Source organism: Streptomyces sp. NPDC051064 (genome assembly GCF_044455985.1).
In the GTDB taxonomy this organism is placed as follows: Bacteria; Actinomycetota; Actinomycetes; order Streptomycetales; family Streptomycetaceae; genus Streptomyces.
On record NZ_JBITFK010000007.1, the window covers coordinates 179,202 to 197,292 of the forward strand.

The window sequence follows — 18,091 nt, forward strand, 5'->3', positions numbered from 1 at the left end:
GCTGCCGGAACCGGACTCCTTGTCCTTGTCCTTGTCCTTCTCCCAGTCGTCGGCCGACAGACCGGCGAGCGCACCGCCACCGGTGTGGACGCCGCCCTCGGGCTTGTCGTGCTTCCACGAGTCCGGCTTCTCACGGTCGTCGTTGCTGCTGGCGGAGGAACCGCTGTCCTTGTCCCAGTCGTCCGCCGAGGTCACGGCATATGCGGCGGGAACGGAGACCGCGAGGACCGCCGTGACGGCGGCCGATGCGAACAGGGTGCGGGCAGAGCGCATGGATACACAGTCCTTTCGCCACTCCCGCGCTGGCCGGCTAGTTGCCGACTCATCGGATCACGGGTGCGACGTGATCCACCGTCAGCCGAAAACCGGTGGCGCACCACTCGGGAAGGCCGCATTCGAGGGAAGCGCTGGGCTCATCGTGTGAGAGGGAGCCAGATGTCACCCGTTGGACGGCACGCCGCGCCGGGAGGAGGTTTGGGCGGCGACGATCACCGGTGTAGGGGCTCAGGGGTGCTCGTAGGATCACGGCATGAACGACATAGCACCTGCCGGCTGCTGCTCACCCGGCCGTGGGAGGCCTGACGGCCCGTCCGGGACCGCCCCCTCCGTCCGCCCAGGACAGGACCGGACCGCCCCCGCGGTATCAGCTTCGAAGGATGTCGCCGACGGGATGGTGCTGCTCCCGGGCGGACCGTTCCTCATGGGGACCGAGGACCCCGACGGGTTCCGGGCGGACGGCGAGGGCCCGGTCCGCGAGGTGCGGGTGTCCGCCTTCCGCATCGACGCCCACGCGGTCAGCAACGAGCGGTTCGCGGAGTTCGTCTCGGCCACCGGTCACGTCACGGAGGCCGAGCGTTTCGGCTGGTCGTACGTCTTCGCCGGGTTCCTGCCGGCCGCGCTCCGGCGCGGCGCCGGCCGTCCGGACGGCGCCCCGTGGTGGTGCGGGGTGGAGGGCGTCCGGTGGGACAGGCCCGAAGGTCCCGGCAGCGGGATCGAGGACCGCGCGGACCATCCCGTCGTGCACGTCTCGTGGAACGACGCGCGCGCGTACTGCCGTTGGGCCGACGCCCGGCTGCCGACGGAAGCCGAGTGGGAGTACGCGGCCCGGGGCGGCCTGGTGCAGGCACGCTTCCCGTGGGGCGACGAGCTGACCCCGGACGGGGAGCACCGCTGCAACGTCTGGCAGGGGCACTTCCCCACGAAGAACACCGCCGAGGACGGCTACGCGGGCACCGCACCGGTCGACGCCTACCAGCCGAACGGATACGGCCTGTACAACATGGCGGGGAACGTCTGGGAGTGGTGCCAGGACCGGTGGAGCACCGGCCGTCAGGCGGCCCGCCGGAGCGACCCGCACGGCCCGGGCACGGGCGACGCCAAGGTGATCCGGGGCGGCTCCTACCTGTGCCACCGCTCGTACTGCAACCGCTACCGGGTGGCAGCGCGCACCCGCAACACACCGGACAGCACAACGGGGAACCTCGGCTTCCGCTGTGTGCGCCCGGCCTGACCCCGCCGTCATTGCGGCAACATGAATATTTTTCCGGGTCATTGACTAAAAAATCGCGCGGTCATCATGCTGGGCGCCATGCACTCACACGGTGGACCTCTCTCGCGGCTGAGGCGCGGGCACGAGGAACGCGTACTCGGTCTGCTGCGCCGTCACGGACCACAGAGCCGAGCCGAGCTCGGACGCCAGGCCGGGCTGTCGCGTACCACGCTGTACGACATAGTCGGGACCCTGGTCGCGAGCGGTGCCGTCGTGGCGGCAGCCGCGGAACCGGGTCCGCGCCGGCGCGGCCGTCCGGTCGAGCACCTCACGCTCAATCCCGCGGCCGGCCAGGCCGTCGGCATCGATTTCGCCCGCCGAGCCGTTCATGTGGCCGCCGCCAACGTGGCTCACGAGGTGATCGGGTCGGCGAGCCGGGCCCACCCTCCCGGGCTCTCCTGGGAGCGGCGGGTGGAGCTGGCCGAGCGGCTGGTCGCCTCGCTGGCGGGCGGCACGCTGCGGCTGGCCGCCCTCGGCACGACCGGTGCGGTCGGGGTCGGTGTCGTGGGCCCGGTGCGGACGGCCGGGGGCGCACCCGAGGAACCGCTGGCCAATCTGGCCGGGCTGCTCGGCAAGCGGTTCGGGGCCCCGGTCCTGCTGGACAACAACACCCGGCTCGCGGCCCTCGCGGAGTCCACCTGGGGGGCAGCGGCGGCGAGCCAGGACGTGCTCTATCTGCGGCTGTCGCACGGAGTGGGCGGCGGCCTCGTGGTGAACGGTTCGCTCCACCGGGGTGTGGACGGACTGGCGGGCGAGCTCGGGCACATCACCGCCGAACCCGAAGGCCGACCGTGCGAGTGCGGGGGCACGGGATGCCTGGAGACGATCGCGTCGATCGGGCCCGTACTCGCCTCCTTCCGCGCCCTGGGCGGACGCGCGGACGACGTCCCGACCCTCCTGCGAGCGGTCGAGAACGGCGACCGGGCGGCACATGAGGTGCTGCGGACGGCGGGGGCCCGGACCGGTGCGGTGCTCGCGGGGGTCGTCAACGCGGTCGGTCCGGGTGTGATCGTGCTGGGCGGCGAGCTGGCCCGGGCCGGCGAGGCGCTGCTCGCACCCGTGCAGGAGGCACTCGACGCGCATGTCATGCCGCTGGCCCGTGGGCGCGTGACGCTACTGCCCGCCGGGCTCGGCGAGGCGGGCGGCGCGCTCGGCGGGGTCGCCCTCGCCCTGCATGAATCCCCTCTGCTCGCCCGCTACCCGGGTCCGGGCGCCGACGACCTTCCCGAGGACGCCACATGAGTTCCACGGAGACACCCCTGAAGCAGGCCGGCCCCGTGCTCGAGGAGGCGGTACCCGCCCGCGAGCGCCGGCGGAAGCGCCTCCGGGCCCCCGCGGTCGTCCTGAACCTGATCGCCCTGGCGGCGGGCATCGGCCTGTGGGCCTGGCTGGCCTCGCTGGGGGTGCAGGCACTCCCCGGGCCCGCCGCCGTGGCGGGCAGGGCGGGGGAGCTGATCGCGGACGGCACGCTGGCCGACGACTCGCTGGCCAGCCTGCGCCGTGTCCTGAGCGGCTTCGCGCTGGGCACCCTGCTGGCCGTGCCCGTGGGCTTCCTGATGGGCTGGTACCCGGTGGCACGCGGGCTGCTGGAGCCGTACGTCCAGTTCTTCCGCACCGTGCCGCCGCTGGCCATGATCCCGCTGGCCATCGTGCTGCTGGGCATCGGCGAGGTACCCAAGGTGTTCGTCATCTTCCTGGCGGCGTTCCTGTCGAGCGTCGTGGCGGCCTTCCAGGGCGTCGTAGGGGTCGACAGGACGCTCATCGACGCGGCCCGGGTACTGGGCGCCCGGGACGGGACCATCTTCCTGAAGGTGGTCGTCCCCGCCTCCGCTCCGTTCATCCTCGTCGGAATGCGGATCGGCCTGGGCTCCGCCTGGGGAACCCTCGTCGCGGCGGAGCTGATCGCCGCCCAGGAGGGCCTCGGCTACCGGATGCAGAACGCCCAGCTCTACTACGACCTCCCCACCATCTTCGTCGGTCTGATCACCATCGGTCTGCTCGGCCTTCTGATGGACCGGCTGCTGCTGCTCGCCGAACGTCGCCTCACCCGTTGGCAGGAGACCCGTTGAACGCCAAGATCTCCTTCCGGAACGTCTCCCGGACCTTTCCGCTGAAGAAGACCACCTTCACCGCCCTGGACGAGGTGTCGCTGGACATCGGTGACGAGGAGTTCGTCACCGTCGTCGGCCCGTCCGGGTGCGGCAAGAGCACCCTGCTCAATCTCGCCGCCGGCCTCGCCGTCCCGACCTCGGGCGAGGTCCTCGTCGACGGACGGCCGGTCGACGGCCCCGGACCGGACCGTGGGGTGATCTTCCAGCAGTACGCGCTGTTCCCGTGGCTGACCGTGCGCGGCAACGTCGAGTTCGGACTGAAGCTGGCGTCCGTGCCGGCCGCCGAGCGGAAGCGGCGGGCGGAGCACGCCATCGCGCTGGTCGGTCTCACCGACTTCGCCGACGCGCTGCCCAAGACGCTGTCGGGCGGGATGAAGCAGCGCTGCGCGATCGCCCGTGCCTACGCGGTCGACCCACAGGTGCTGCTGATGGACGAGCCCTTCGGAGCGCTGGACGCGCTGACCCGGGTCCAGCTGCAGGATCAGCTCCTGGACACCTGGAGCCGGGACCGACGCACCGTCCTGTTCGTCACGCACGACGTGGACGAGGCCGTGTACCTCGCGCGTCGCGTCGTGGTGATGGCCGCGCGGCCGGGCCGGATCCAGTCGGTCATCGATGTGGACCTGCCGTATCCGCGTACCGAAGCCATCCGGCTCTCCCCCGAGTTCGCCCGGATCCGCAATGCCGTGTGGACCTCCGTCTACCACCAGTCCCCGGCCGCCCCGGCCGCCTGAGACCTCCCACCCGCTCCCCCTGACTCCCGTAAGGAACCCTGCGTCATGCGTCTACCTCAGCGCGCCCTGACGGCGGCCGTCGCCGTGTCCGCCCTGGCACTCTCCGTCACCGGGTGCTCCGGTGACTCGTCGTCCGACGGAGCGTCCACCGTCCGCTTCGGCTACATCAGCGACTACAACGGCGCGAGCCTGCTGGCCATCGCGGACAAGCAGGGGCTGTGGAAGGAGGAGGGGCTGAACCCCGAGTACAAGCCGTTCACCAACGGCCCGCTGCAGATCCAGGCGCTCGGGTCCGACAACCTCGACTTCGGCTACATCGGACCCGGAGCCATGTGGCTGCCCGCGTCGGGCAAGGCCAAGGTCGTCGCGATCAACACGCTCGCCCGCGCCGACCGGGTCATAGCCCAGCCCGGCATCACCTCCATCGAGGGCCTCAAGGGCAAGAAGGTCGGCGTGCCCGAGGGCACCTCCGGTGCGATGGCGCTCAACCTCGCACTGCAGAAGGCCGGGATGTCGGAGAAGGACATCGAGAAGGTGCCGATGGACCCGTCCACGGTCGTCTCGGCGTTCGTCTCCGGTCAGATCGACGGAGCCGGCCTCTGGTATCCGCTGATCGACACCATCAAGGCGAAGGAGCCGAAGCTCAACGAGGTGGCCAGTACGGCGGACTTCAAGGACCGGGCGTTCCCCACGGCCTTCGTGGCGCCCGCCGACAGCGACGAGAAGTTCAACGGCAAGGTCGTCAAGGTCCTCCAGAAGGCCAACGACTGGCGCGCCGCACACCCCGGCGAGGCCATCGACGCGGCCGCCTCGCTGCTGAAGATCGACCGCGCCAAGGTGGCGGCGGACGCGGCCAACGTGGAGACGCTGTCGACGGCCGATCTGGTCGCCAGGACCGAGGACGGCACCGTGGACGGCTGGCTGGACGGGCTCGGCGAGTTCTTCGTGGACACGGGCCAGCTCAAGAAGGCCCCGGCGGCGGACACGTACTACGAGGGCGGCCTCTACACAAAGGCGTACAAGAAGTGAACCTGCTTTTCCTGATGACCGATCAGCACCGGGTGGACACCCTCGGCTGTTACGGCAACCCGCATGTCGCCACCCCGAACCTGGACCGTCTGGCGGCCACCGGCACCCGCTTCGACCGCTTCTACACGCCGACCGCGATCTGCACCCCGGCGCGCGCGAGCCTGCTCACCGGACAGGCGCCCTTCCGGCACCGGCTGCTCGCCAACTACGAGCGCAACGTGGGTTATCTGGAGGACCTGCGCGAGGACGCCTTCACCTTCCCGGCGGCCCTTGCGGAGCGCGACTACCGGCTGGGGCTCATCGGCAAGTGGCACGGCGGGACCCATCGCAACGCCGCCAGTTACGGTTTCGAGGGCCCGGACCTGCCGGGCTGGCACAACCCCGTCGACCATCCGGACTACCTGGCGTATCTGGAGGAGCGCAGACTGCCGCCGTACCGCATCTCCGAACCGATCAGGGGCACGGCCCCGGGCGGTAACCCGGGAAATCTGCTGGCCGCCCGGCTGCACCAGCCGGTGGAGGCGACGTTCGAGCACTACCTCGTCACCCGGGCCGTCGAGCACCTGGAACGGTACGCGGCCGGAGAGGAGCCGTTCTTCCTGGCGACGCACTTCTTCGGCCCGCATCTGCCCTATCTGCTACCGGACGCCTACTTCGACCTCTACGATCCGGAGCTCGTCGAACTGCCGCCGTCCATCGCCGAGACCTTCGAGGGCAAGCCACCGGTGCAGCGCAACTACAGCGCGCACTGGGCCTTCGACACCATCCCGATCGAGACGACCCGCAAGCTGATCGCCGTCTACTGGGGCTATGTGACCCTCATCGACGAGCAGATCGGACGCATCCTCACCCGCCTCGACGAGCTGGGGCTCAGCGAGGACACCTCCGTGTTCTTCACCGCGGACCACGGCGAGTTCACCGGCGCCCACCGGCTCCACGACAAGGGTCCGGCGATGTACGAGGATATCTACCGCATCCCCGGCATCATCCGGATCCCCGGTGCAGCCCCGCAGGTCAGGGACGAGCTGGTCAGCCTCACCGACTGCACCGCCACACTGCTCGAACTGGCGGGATGCGACCCGTCACCGGCCGTGGACAGCCGCAGCCTGGTCCCGCTGGTCAAGGGTGAGACCCCGGACTGGCCGGGTGAGCTGGTCGCGGAGTTCCACGGTCACCACTTCCCGTACCCGCAGCGGATGATCCGCGACGACCGCTACAAGCTCGTCGTCAATCCGGAGTCGGTCAACGAGCTGTACGACCTGGAAGCGGACCCCCACGAGCTCAGCAACCGCTACACGCACGCCGAGTTCACGGCGGTCCGGGCCCGGTTGATGCGGCGGCTGTACGAGCTGCTGCGGGACAGGGGCGACAACTTCTACCACTGGATGACGTCCATGTACGACATCGGCGCCTCCGACTACGACCCGAGCCTGAGCGCCTTCGAGACGGACGACACGACCTGGACCGCGGCGGCGGATCCGGGCGGGACACTCGCGGAGACCCCGTAAGCGGGCGAGGTGTTCACGCCGGGCGCGACAGCGGACTTCGACTACGTACGGACGCACGGAGCCTCCTGAAACCAGCCACCACTTCCTGAACCCATAACCCGGCAGTTATCACAATCAGTCACCGAGGAAGGTGATCCGGAGGGGCCGTCACCGCGCCGCAGTCATCAGTTCTTGTCGACAACAGGCCCTGAGATACCGGTTGTTGCACATCTCTTGACGCGTCCGTAACCAGGGTGGAGTATCTCGCACAGCCGGAGAGAGCGCTCTCTGGCTGTGCGCGTCGTGTACCCACCCCACGACTCAGGAGACCCCATGTACGCACCTCCGAACCTCCACAGACCCGCGTTCGCACCGCTCGGAAGACGCAGCGGCGTCCTGGCCGTCATCGCCGGCCTCGTCCTCTCGCTCCTGGCCTTCGTCCCCCAGTCCCCCGCGAGCGCCGCACCCTCGCTGCTCTCCCAGGGGAAGACGGTCACCTCGTCCAGCCAGGAGAACGACGGCACCCCCGCCGCCGCCGCGGTGGACGGAAACAACGGAACACGCTGGTCGAGCGCGTTCTCCGACCCCCAGTGGATCAAGGTCGACCTCGGCGCCGCCGCCTCGGTCAGCCAGATCGTGCTCCGCTGGGAGGCGGCCTACTCCACCGGCTACCGGATCGAGTTCTCCCCGGACAACAGCAGCTGGAGCACCGCCTACTCCACCACCACCGGCCCCGGCGGCACGGAGACCCTCAACGTCTCCAGCACCGCTCGCTACGTCCGGCTGACCGGCATCGCGCGCGCCACCGGATACGGCCACTCCCTCTGGGAGTTCCAGGTGTTCGGCACGACCGGCCAAGGCGACCCGCAGATCCCCGGCGGTGGCGACCTCGGCCCCAACGTGCTGGTCTTCGACCCCTCGACCCCGGACATCCAGGGCAAGGTCGACGCGATCTTCAAGCAGCAGGAGTCCGCGCAGTTCGGCACGGGCCGCTACGCGCTGATGTTCAAGCCGGGCAAGTACGACAACATCAACGCCCAGATCGGCTTCTACACCTCCATCGCCGGCCTCGGCCTCAAGCCCGACGACACCACCTTCAACGGCGACGTCACCGTGGACGCGGGCTGGTTCAACGGCAACGCCACCCAGAACTTCTGGCGTTCGGCCGAGAACCTCGCCCTCAACCCGGTCAACGGCACCAACCGCTGGGCGGTCTCCCAGGCCGCCCCCTTCCGCCGTATGCACGTCAAGGGCGGACTCAACCTCGCACCCGACGGCTACGGATGGGCGAGCGGCGGCTACATCGCCGACAGCAAGATCGACGGCCAGGTCGGCCCGTACTCGCAGCAGCAGTGGTACACCCGCGACAGCTCCATCGGCAGCTGGGGCAACGGCGTCTGGAACATGACGTTCTCCGGCGTCGAGGGCGCCCCCGCCCAGAGCTTCCCCGAGCCGCCGTACACCACGCTGAACACCACCCCGGTCTCCCGCGAGAAGCCCTTCCTCTACCTCGACGGCAACGACTACAAGGTCTTCGTCCCCGCCAAGCGCACCGACGCACGCGGTGTCTCGTGGAACGGCACCCCGCAGGGCGAGTCCATCCCGCTGAGCCAGTTCTACGTCGTGAAGCCGGGCGCGACCGCGCAGACCATCAACGCGGCCGTACGCCAGGGGCTGCACCTGCTGTTCACCCCGGGCATCTACCACGTCGACGAGGCCATCGAGATCAACCGTGCGAACACCGTCGCTCTCGGCCTGGGCCTCGCCACGATCATCCCGGACAACGGCGTGACCGCGATCAAGGTCGGCGACGTCGACGGCGTCAAGCTCGCCGGACTCCTCGTGGACGCGGGGACACAGAACTCCTCGGTGCTCGTCCAGGTCGGTCCCGAGGGCGCGGCGGCCGACCACTCGGCCAACCCGACCAGCCTCCAGGACGTGTTCGTCCGGATCGGTGGCGCGGGCGCCAGCAAGGCGACCACCGGCATGGTGGTCAACAGCGACGACACGATCATCGACCACACCTGGCTGTGGCGCGCGGATCACGGCGACGGGGTCGGCTGGGAGACCAACCGGTCCGACTACGGCCTCCGGGTGAACGGTGACGACGTGCTGGCCACCGGGCTGTTCGTCGAGCACTTCAACAAGTACGACGTCCAGTGGTACGGCGAGAACGGGAAGACGATCTTCTTCCAGAACGAGAAGGCGTACGACGCCCCCGACCAGGCCGCCATCCAGAACGGCGACATCAAGGGCTACGCCGCCTACAAGGTGGCCGACACCGTCACCACCCACGAGGGCTGGGGCATGGGCAGCTACTGCTACTTCAACGTCGACCCGACCATCCGCCAGCAGCACGGCTTCCAGGCCCCGGTGAAACCCGGAGTCACGTTCCACGACCTGCTCGTCGTCTCCCTCGGCGGCCAGGGACAGTACGACCACGTCATCAACGACACCGGATCCCCCACATCCGGTACGTCGACCATCCCCTCCCAGGTGGTGTCCTTTCCCTGAGACGGGATGAGAGGGGCCGAGTCGGCTCATCACACGGCGCGGGGCCCGGCCGGTCACTCCCTGCCGGGCCCCGCGTCACGTCCCGAGGAGCATGGCCAGATGCGCCGGCAGTTCCGGCCCGTCCGCCGGGATCGCGCGCAGCCCGAGATAGCCGTCGGGCCGCACGACGACCGCCTCGCCGCCCCGCGCGCCGTACGTACGACGGAACTCGTCGAGGCCGTCGTGCACGGCGGGCAGGCGCAGCGCGGGCGCGCTCACCTTCGGGGCGAGCACCGCGCAGGCGTTCAGCATGCCGTGGGCCGCGTGCACCGCCGCGGCCGCCACTTGGTCGAACGAGGCGAGCTGGTCCTCGTGGTCGGCGTAGAGGATCAAGGTGTGCTCGCGCTCCCGCAGCATGCTGAACAGCCGGACGGGGAAGGCCCCCAGGGCGTACAGGAGGCCGCCGCAGTCGGGCGCCCGGTCGCCCGGTGCCGGGCCGTCGTGTGCGGAGCCGTCCGGCCCCACGATCTCGCTGCCCCGGTAGCCGACGAGGAGCTGGGCCTCGCGGAGCATCATCGTCGCGAGGTTCTCCGGGTCGGCCTGGATGCCGCTCCGCGCGTGGCGCAGGGTGCGGTCCACCACTTCCTCACCGACCGGCCGGCGTTCGGCGTCGTAGCTCTCGAGCAGCCCGGGGCCGGCGCGGCCCCGTACGGCGGCGGCGACCTTCCAGGCCAGGTTGTAGGCGTCCTGGATCCCGGTGTTCATCCCCTGGGCGCCCGTGGGCGGGTGGATGTGCGCGGCGTCCCCGGCCACGAAGACCCGCCCACGGCCGTACCGGCCGACGATGCGGTGGCTGATGCGGAACACGGAGGACCAGCGCAGCGAGGACGCGGTCGTGGGGCGGGGGGAGAGCCGGTCGAGCACTGTCTGGATGTGCTCGATACCGGGCACCGGGCCCTGGTCACCGCTCAGGCCGTGCGTGACACCGTCCGCGTCCTTCCGCCCGGCACGGGACAGTTCGGGCGGGGCGGCCATCGACATCCGGTAGCGGTGGTCGCCGGGCAGCGGGATGCACACGAGGAGGTCGTCCGGTTGTTTGTCGACGACGTGCGAGGCGCGGATGCCGTATCCGGCCGGCAGGTCCCAGTCGACCTCGACGTCTCCCAGCATGTACTCCTCGGGAAGGGCCGCGCCTTCGAAGGACAGGCCCAGTCCTTTGCGCACGGCGCTGTGGGCGCCGTCGCAGCCCATGAGGTAGCGCGCAGTCAGTTCCTCGGTGCCTCCCGACGGTGCGGAGAGAACGACCCGCACCTCGTCGGAGTCCTGCTCGAAGGAGACGAGTTCGGTGCCGCGTTCGACGTCACCTCCCCTGCGGTGGAGGAGTTCCTCCAGGAGCCGCTCGGTCTCGTACTGCGGGAGGGCGGCGAAGCCGTAGGGCACCTCCGGCGGCAGTTCGAGATCGATCCGCAGGCCTTCCTCACCATTGACGTAGAGCAGTTGCCCCTTCAGCGGGACGGCTGTCTCCAGGGCCTCACGGACCATCCCCATCCGGTCCCAGATCTCCAGTGTCCGGGGCTGGACACCCACGGCCCGGGCATAGGGAAGCCGTGCCGGGAGCCGGTCGACGATCCGGCACGACACTCCGCGGCGGCACAGTTCGGACGCGGCTGTCAGGCCGACGGGGCCCGCCCCTGCGATCAGCACATCGACGTCCACCACGGGTGCCTCCCAGGGCGAGGTGCGTTCACTCCAATGCAGCACGCCGTGGGCGGTATGTCCATTTGGCGGCCCGCGGGGCCGGTGCGGGTGTGCTCTGCTCGCCGTACCGGCCCCCGGACGTCAGCCGACGGTGCAGACCTCACCGCCCAGCGTGAACGCGTCGGGCTCGGTGCTGCCGCCCGGTGTCGTACCGGTGAAACCGAAGCCGGCCGAGGAGCCGGGCGCCACCTTGCCGTTCCAGCCGACGTTCGTCACGGTCACCTTCGCCCCGTCCTGCTGGTGGGAGGCGTTCCACATCTGGGTGACCTTCTGGCCGCCCGGGAAGGACCAGCCCAGCTGCCAGCCGTCGTAGGCCGTGCTGCCGGTGTTGGTGACCGTCACCTCGGCCTGGAAGCCACCCGACCACTGGTTGGTGACCGTGTACGTCACCGCGCAGTCGGCATCCGCCGGCGGCTCCTCCGGGTCGGGATCGGGGTCCGGGTCGGTGCCGGACCCGTCGGTGCCGGAGGACTCGCCGACCTGGATGCCCCGGCCGTTCGTGGAGACGTACACCCGGCCGTAGACCCGTGGGTCCCCGGTGATGGCCGCGCCGGTCCAGGCCCACCGGTGCGCGTCGTCGTTGATCCGCGTCCAGTTGGCGCCCGCGTCCGTGGACCGGAAGATGCCGCGCACCCCGCCGATCTTCGCGCTGACGAAGACGGTCTGGTAAGAGGCCCCGGATGCCGCCTTGCCGAAGCCGACGCTGTCGGCCTGCTCCACTCCGGAGAACTCGGTGAAGCTCGTGCCGGAGTCGGTGGAGCGCCAGAGCCCGTACGCCCCCGTGGCGGCGCCGCCCGCAAGCCAGATGTCGCCTTCCTTGCCGGGCAACGCCTTGAAGCGGACGTTGCCCTCGGCCGGGAGGCCGGTCGCCTTCGCGGTGAACGTGGCGCCGCCGTCGGTCGACACGTAGAAGGTGCCGGCCTTGAATCCGTAGAACTTCTCCGGGTTCTCGCGGTCCGACTCGACCGTCGCACCCGCCGGGATTCCGGTCGAGGCCGTCCAGGAGTTGCCGTAACCGGTGGTGTGATGGACGGCCGCGCCGTCCGGGCTCCAGACGAATCCGCTGCCGTCCGCCGCGGCGGCGACCGTGCCTCCGCCGGTGACACCAGGGGGCTCGGAGCCCTGGAACCAGTTGGCACCGTTGTCGGTGGAGAAGCCGATGTGCGGAGCGGCGTCGGCGTTGCCGGCCCGCACGACCGTGCCGGGAGACTTCTCCGCGAAGTCCAGGCTGGTGGTCGAGTCCAGGTTCGGCGAGGTGAACATCATGGCGGGCACCGCGTCGAGGTCGGTGTGCCGGAAGCCTCCGATGTCACCGAGGGCGCTCAGCAGCGGCGCGCCGGAGGGCGGGCTGGCCAGGTCGTTGACGGCCGTCTCCTCCAGCCCCTTCACCATCGGCGTGATCGTGAACTGACTCCCGGAGTCCCAGGACGTGAGGTCCTCGGTGCCGTAGACCGTGGCGCCCGTGCCGTACATCATCCGGTCCGAGTCGAAGGGGTCGATCTCCAGGGACTCGGTCATCCAGCCCAGTTTGGGCGCGGTCTCCGGCGGTGAGGGGTTCGCGCCCCAGCTGAGCCAGGGCACCGAGGAGACGTCCAGCGTGTACCGGTTCGAACGGGTGGGGTAGCTGATGTAGTCCCATGCCTGTGTCCACGTCGCGCCGCTGTCCGTGGAGCGGAAGATCTGGGTGTCGGGCCACCACGAACTGTATGCGGTCGCCATCAGGGTTCCGGGCTTCTGCCGGTCGACGGAGATGCCGCTGAAGCCGTAGTAGGTGTCGGCCTCCGCGACGGGACTGACGTCCGTCCAGGCGCCGGACTCCGTGTCGTACCGCCAGATCTGTCCCTTGCCGCCGTCGTACGGACCGCCCGTGTCACTCAGCGTCAGATAGAGATGGCCCGTCGAGGAGTCGAGTACGCCCTTGTGCGCGAGGTATCCGGTCGGCTGGCCTGCGATCCTGGACCAGGTGGAGCCGCCGTCCGTGGAGCGGTAGACGGTGTTCTCCTTGTCGGCGACCCCGACGTAGATGACCTGGGTGGTGCTGCCCGCGCTGCCGGAGCGCTCGTCGAAGGTCACCCACACGATGCCCTGGTTGTCGTTGCCGTACCCGCTGGTGTCCGTGGGGTCCTGCGCGTAGTTGCCGGGGTTCGGGAAGGCGGTCACCTCCGACCACGTGACGCCCGAGTCGGTGGACCGCCAGAGTCCGTTGCCGCTGGGGGCACCGAGGTACAGCACGGAGTTCTTGTTCGGGTCGACCGCGAGCCGCTCCCCCATCCCGCGTCCCGGCATGTTGCCGCCGAGCTTGAAAGGCAGCGTGGCCGCTTCCCAGGAGGCGCCCCGGTCGGAGGAGCGCAGGACGGCCCCCTTCGTCGGGTCCCAGTCGTTGGTGTACGTGCCCACGGCGGCGTACACGTTGTCGGGCTCGGCCGCGTCGGAGGCGAGGCTCACCACCCCGGACCAGCCCCACCGGTCCCAGTCCACCCAGTCCAGCAGCGGTGTCCACTGCTTGCCCGACTGGTCCCAGCGGTAGGCGCCGCCGATGTCGGTGCGCGCGTAGGCGAGGTTCTTCTCGGAACGGTTGAAGACGATGCCCGGCACGAAGCCACCGCCGTCGATCCGTGCGTTCTTCCATCTGTAGGTGTCCGCGGCGACGGACACCTCCGATGCTTCGGCCGCGGCGGGCCCTTCGTCCGAGCGTGCCACGGCCGGGGTTCCAGTGACCGATAACCCGGCGGTGAGGGCAAGTGCCGCCAGTAGGGCGGCGATTGGTCTGGCGCTCAAGCGCACGGAAACGTCCTCTCCGAGCTGGACCGCCGCTCAGCGGCGGTACGGGGCCGACACAGAGATGGGAGCGCTCCCATAAGGCATCCCGATGGTAGCGCCGCACGCCGCCCCGGAGAAGGGTGGTGCGGACCTTTCATCGGATGAATCAGATCCGCCCCTCCCGTCTCGACCGCGCGAGCACCCGCACCCCACCCCGCGACACCCAGGGAAGGCGGCACATCTTCTCCACATATCCGGAGGCCACGTGACAGGGTGAACACCCGAACGCGGAAAACGCTTCATAAATGCGCCGTTCATTCATACGCCGAGCACAGAGAAAAACGAGTCATGTTCACCTTTCACAACCGCGTGAATACCGACACCTTCCGAACTTCGCACGGCTGCCCTCGTCACCGGCTCGGGGAATCGGAAGGGCCCCGGATCGAAGAAACCTGCACACGGCGTGCGCACACCGATCACGCGCCCTGGCACGAAATGCCAGGTCCAGACCGGGTCGGGGGGCGATTGGGGCGGGAGTGCCCCACTTGGGGGGAGTGAGGTTGCGGCGTCACGGAATTCATCCGGTGAAGCTCGTGAAGGATTCGCCGCCATGGAATGAACACTTCTGCACGTAAGTCGATTCCAGCGGGCCGATAACCACAGATCCGCCGCAGTTCGATTGGCTGTACGAGGCACAGGCGTGCTTTGATCCTGGCCCATACGGAGGCCGCACCACGGGTTTCCGTATATAGGCAATTTCCATACGAAGGGCAGCGCTCATCATGAACTACACCCCCCAGGTCGAGACCGCCGAGATCTCCGACAGCGACCTCGACAACGTCTCGGGCGGCCTCGTCGGCGGCGTGCTCGGCAACGTCACGGGCACCGTCGAGGGCATCGTCCCGGTCGCCGGCGTCGTCGGCTCGGTCACCGGTCTCGTCGAGGGCACCACCGGCGTGAACACGGGCGCGGTCACCGGCCTGGCCACCGGCCTCACCGCCGGTCTCTGAGACACGGCAGTACCCCGCCGAGCCCCGGAACCCATCGGTTCCGGGGCTCGGTGCCGACCGCTGACAGGTGAGGGAAGAGTTCCGTGCAGTTCCGCCAACAGGCCCTTTCCAAGCTGCAGTCGCCCGAACAGCTCGACCTTCCGGTGCGCTTCGCCCGCCCGCAGGGCCTGCTCGTCCTCTGCGTCACCGTCGCCGTGATGGCGGCCGCCTGCTTCTGGGCGGTGACCGGCTCGGTCGCCAGTACCCTCGACGCGCCGGGCATCCTCACCCATTCCCGCGGCAGTTACATCCTGCAGAGCCCCGTCGCCGGACAGATCACCGAGGTACTCGCCGACGAGGGCGAGACCCTGCCCCGGAACTCCCCCCTGCTCAAGGTCCGTACGGAGAACGGCGAACGCGTCGTCCGCACGATCGACGCGGGCCGGCTCACCTCTGTGACGGCCACGATCGGCGCGGTGGTCACCACCGGCGCGGACGTGGCGAGCGTCGAACGGATCGACGGCGCCGACGATCCGCTGGTCGTCCTGCTCTACGTATCCGGCAGCAGTGCCGCCTCGGTCCCGGTGGGCGCCTCCGTCGATCTCACCGTCCAGTCCGTGCCCGCCCAGCAGTACGGGGTGCTGCGCGGCAAGGTGGCCGCCGTCGGCAGGGCCGCGCAGACGCAGCAGCAGATCACCCGCTTCCTCGGCGACGCCCAGCTCGGCGAGCAGTTCTCCCGGCACGGCAGGCCGTTGGCGGTCCTGGTGAAGATCGAGCCCTCGGACTCCACGAAGTCCGGCTACCGGTGGTCCTCGGCCGACGGCCCCCCTTACGCGATCGGCTCCATGACCCTGGCCACCGGCTCCGTCCGTCTCGCCGACCAGCGCCCGATCGATTGGCTGCTCCCGTGACCGCACCGCATCCGTCCCCCACCGCCCAGCAGCTGCCGCCGCCCAGCCGTGGCAGGCACCGCCCGGAGGGGGCCCCGGGCAGCAGGCGGCGGTCGCGTCCGGCGCCGAAGCCCGGGCGGACCAAGACCGTGCACACCCCCACCGTGCTCCAGATGGAGGCCCTGGAGTGCGGTGCGGCCTCGCTGGCGATGGTGCTCGCGCACTACGGCCGCCACGTGCCGCTGGAGGAGCTGCGCATCGCCTGCGGCGTCTCGCGTGACGGCTCGCGGGCCAGCAATGTGCTGAAGGCCGCCCGCAGTTACGGTCTCCAGGCCAAGGGCATGCAGATGGAACCCGCGGCCCTCGCGGAGGTACGGGCGCCCGCCATCCTGTTCTGGGAGTTCAACCACTACGTCGTGTACGACGGCGTGGGACGCCGTCTCGGACGGCGGGGCGTGCACATCAACGACCCCGACAAGGGGCGCCGGTTCGTGCCCTCCGAGGATTTCGACACCAGCTTCACCGGGGTCGTCCTCGTCCTCGAACCCGGCGAGGACTTCGAGCGCGGCGGCCGGAAGCCCGGTGTCATGGCCGCGCTGCCGGCCCGGCTGCGCGGCACGACGGGCACGATGCTGGTCGCCCTGCTCGCCAGCCTGCTGCTGGTGGCGGTCGGGGCGACGCTCCCGGCCCTGAGCCGTACCTATATCGACATGTTCATGATTGGCGAGCAGACCTCGCTGCTGGGCGTGCTGTTCGCCGCGATGGGCACCATGGTCGCCCTCACCGTCGTACTGACATGGCTGCAACAGGCGAATCTGCTGCGTGGGCGCATCATCTCCTCCACGCTCGGCAGCGCGCGCTTCTTCCGGCATCTGCTCCGGCTGCCCGTCACCTTCTTCTCGCAGCGCAGCCCGGCCGACCTCGTCCAGCGCCTCCAGTCGAACGACGCCGTGGCCGAGACCCTCGCCCGGGACCTCACCGCGGCGGGCGTGGACGGCATCGTCGTCCTCCTCTACGCGTTCCTGCTCTGGACCTACGACCCCCAGCTGACCGTGATCGGAGTGGGGATCGCGCTGCTCAACGTGGTCGCCATGCGCATCGTCGTACGGATGCGGGCCGTCGGGACGCAGAAGCTGCGGGCCGACAGCGCTCGGCTCACGAACACCTCGTACACCGGTCTCCAGCTGATCGAGACGATGAAGGCCACCGGTGGCGAGAACGGGTACTTCCGCCGGTGGGCCGGGCAGCACGCGACGACCCTGGAGGAGCAGCAGCGCCTCGGGGTGCCGAGCGCCTGGCTGGGCATCGTCGCCCCCGCCCTCGCGACGCTCAACAGCGCGCTGATCCTGTGGATCGGCGGCCTGCGGGCCGTCGAGGGGCACATCTCGATCGGTCTGCTCGTCGCCTTCCAGGCTCTGGTGACCCGCTTCACCGCGCCGCTCACCCGGCTCAACGGGGTGGCGGGCCGGGTGCAGGACTTCGCGGCCGACGTGGCCCGTCTCAAGGACGTCGAGAACTTCCCGGTCGACCCGCTGTACTCCCGCCGTGAGCCGGCCGCGAGCACCCGCCGCCTCAAGGGCCATGTGACGCTGGAGGACATCACCTTCGGTTACAGCCCGCTCGACAAGCCGCTGCTCACCGGTTTCTCCCTGTCCGTCGGGCCGGGTCAGCAGGTGGCGCTCGTCGGCGGCTCCGGCAGCGGCAAGTCGACCGTCTCGCGGCTCATCTCGGGTCTCTACAGCCCCTGGGAGGGCACGATCCGCATCGACGGGCAGCGTCTGGAGGACATACCCCGGGGGGCGCTGGCCGCGTCCGTATCTTTCGTCGACCAGGATGTCTTCCTCTTCGAGGGGACGGTCCGGGACAACGTGGCGCTGTGGGATCCCTCGGTCCCGGACGAGGCCGTGGCCGAAGCTCTCCGGGACGCCGCCCTGTACGACGTCGTCGCCCGTCGCCCCCGCGGCATCCACAGCCGGGTGGAGCAGGACGGCCGGAACTTCTCCGGCGGGCAGCGTCAGCGCCTGGAGATCGCCCGGGCGCTCGTGCGCCGCCCCAGCATCCTGGTTCTGGACGAGGTGACCAGCGCGCTGGACGCCGAGACGGAGCGGGTCATCATCGACAACCTGCGGCGGCGCGGCTGTGCCTGCGTCGTGATCGCGCACCGGCTGAGCACCGTCCGCGACAGCGACGAGATCGTGGTCCTGGACCACGGGACCGTCGTGGAGCGCGGCCGGCACGAGAACCTGGTGGCCGCCGGGGGCCCGTACGCCGATCTGGTCAGGGAGCACTGA

At 69.9% G+C, this 18,091-nt stretch carries 12 protein-coding genes and 1 pseudogene; 10 read left to right on the top strand and 3 right to left on the bottom strand.

The features are described 5' to 3' along the window. Positions 1-273: pseudogene (locus ACIBCU_RS25290) on the bottom strand (hypothetical protein); the annotation flags it as partial. Between the two features lie 256 nt (positions 274-529). Here ACIBCU_RS25290 and ACIBCU_RS25295 point away from each other — a divergent pair. The 7 genes from ACIBCU_RS25295 (at position 530) to ACIBCU_RS25325 (ending at position 9,424) form a co-directional block, all read left to right on the top strand. Continuing rightward, positions 530-1,510, top strand: a complete 981-nt coding sequence (locus ACIBCU_RS25295; RefSeq protein ID WP_399234170.1) for a formylglycine-generating enzyme family protein — start codon at positions 530-532, stop codon at positions 1,508-1,510. A gap of 66 nt (positions 1,511-1,576) precedes the next feature. Further along, the gene (locus ACIBCU_RS25300) at positions 1,577-2,791 is read left to right on the top strand and encodes an ROK family protein (RefSeq protein WP_362927622.1); all 1,215 of its coding nucleotides are present in this window, start codon (positions 1,577-1,579) and stop codon (positions 2,789-2,791) included. Then, the gene (locus ACIBCU_RS25305; RefSeq protein ID WP_362927623.1) at positions 2,788-3,618 is read left to right on the top strand and encodes an ABC transporter permease; all 831 of its coding nucleotides are present in this window, start codon (positions 2,788-2,790) and stop codon (positions 3,616-3,618) included. Before ACIBCU_RS25300 ends, ACIBCU_RS25305 begins: the two co-directional genes overlap by 4 nt. Beyond that, positions 3,615-4,394 (top strand): ABC transporter ATP-binding protein, encoded by a 780-nt coding sequence (locus tag ACIBCU_RS25310; RefSeq protein WP_399234173.1) that lies wholly within the window; start codon positions 3,615-3,617, stop codon positions 4,392-4,394. Before ACIBCU_RS25305 ends, ACIBCU_RS25310 begins: the two co-directional genes overlap by 4 nt. Positions 4,395-4,439: 45 nt before the next feature. Continuing rightward, positions 4,440-5,423 (top strand): aliphatic sulfonate ABC transporter substrate-binding protein, encoded by a 984-nt coding sequence (locus ACIBCU_RS25315; RefSeq protein WP_362927625.1) that lies wholly within the window; start codon positions 4,440-4,442, stop codon positions 5,421-5,423. After that, complete coding sequence (locus ACIBCU_RS25320; RefSeq protein WP_399234175.1) at positions 5,420-6,931, top strand: sulfatase-like hydrolase/transferase; 1,512 nt, start codon at positions 5,420-5,422, stop codon at positions 6,929-6,931. Before ACIBCU_RS25315 ends, ACIBCU_RS25320 begins: the two co-directional genes overlap by 4 nt. A 312-nt stretch (positions 6,932-7,243) precedes the next feature. Beyond that, positions 7,244-9,424, top strand: coding sequence for a discoidin domain-containing protein (locus tag ACIBCU_RS25325; protein WP_399234177.1), 2,181 nt, complete (start codon positions 7,244-7,246; stop codon positions 9,422-9,424). A gap of 75 nt (positions 9,425-9,499) precedes the next feature. Here ACIBCU_RS25325 and ACIBCU_RS25330 read toward each other — a convergent pair whose 3' ends face one another. After that, positions 9,500-11,122, bottom strand: coding sequence for an FAD-dependent monooxygenase (locus ACIBCU_RS25330; RefSeq protein WP_399234565.1), 1,623 nt, complete (start codon positions 11,120-11,122; stop codon positions 9,500-9,502). A 120-nt stretch (positions 11,123-11,242) separates the two neighbouring features. Beyond that, positions 11,243-13,945 (bottom strand): cellulose binding domain-containing protein, encoded by a 2,703-nt coding sequence (locus tag ACIBCU_RS25335; RefSeq protein WP_399234179.1) that lies wholly within the window; start codon positions 13,943-13,945, stop codon positions 11,243-11,245. A 758-nt stretch (positions 13,946-14,703) separates the two neighbouring features. Here ACIBCU_RS25335 and ACIBCU_RS25340 point away from each other — a divergent pair. The 3 genes from ACIBCU_RS25340 (at position 14,704) to ACIBCU_RS25350 (ending at position 18,091) form a co-directional block, all read left to right on the top strand. Next, positions 14,704-14,931 carry a type A2 lantipeptide gene (locus tag ACIBCU_RS25340; RefSeq protein ID WP_362927629.1) on the top strand — a complete coding sequence of 76 codons (228 nt, stop codon included), beginning with the start codon at positions 14,704-14,706 and terminating at the stop codon, positions 14,929-14,931. 83 nt (positions 14,932-15,014) lie between these two features. Continuing rightward, entirely contained in the window at positions 15,015-15,821 is an 807-nt protein-coding gene (locus ACIBCU_RS25345; RefSeq protein ID WP_399234181.1) for an HlyD family efflux transporter periplasmic adaptor subunit, read from the top strand. Next, positions 15,818-18,091: an NHLP family bacteriocin export ABC transporter peptidase/permease/ATPase subunit gene (locus ACIBCU_RS25350; protein WP_362927631.1), complete on the top strand. Its 2,274-nt coding sequence runs from the start codon at positions 15,818-15,820 to the stop codon at positions 18,089-18,091. Before ACIBCU_RS25345 ends, ACIBCU_RS25350 begins: the two co-directional genes overlap by 4 nt.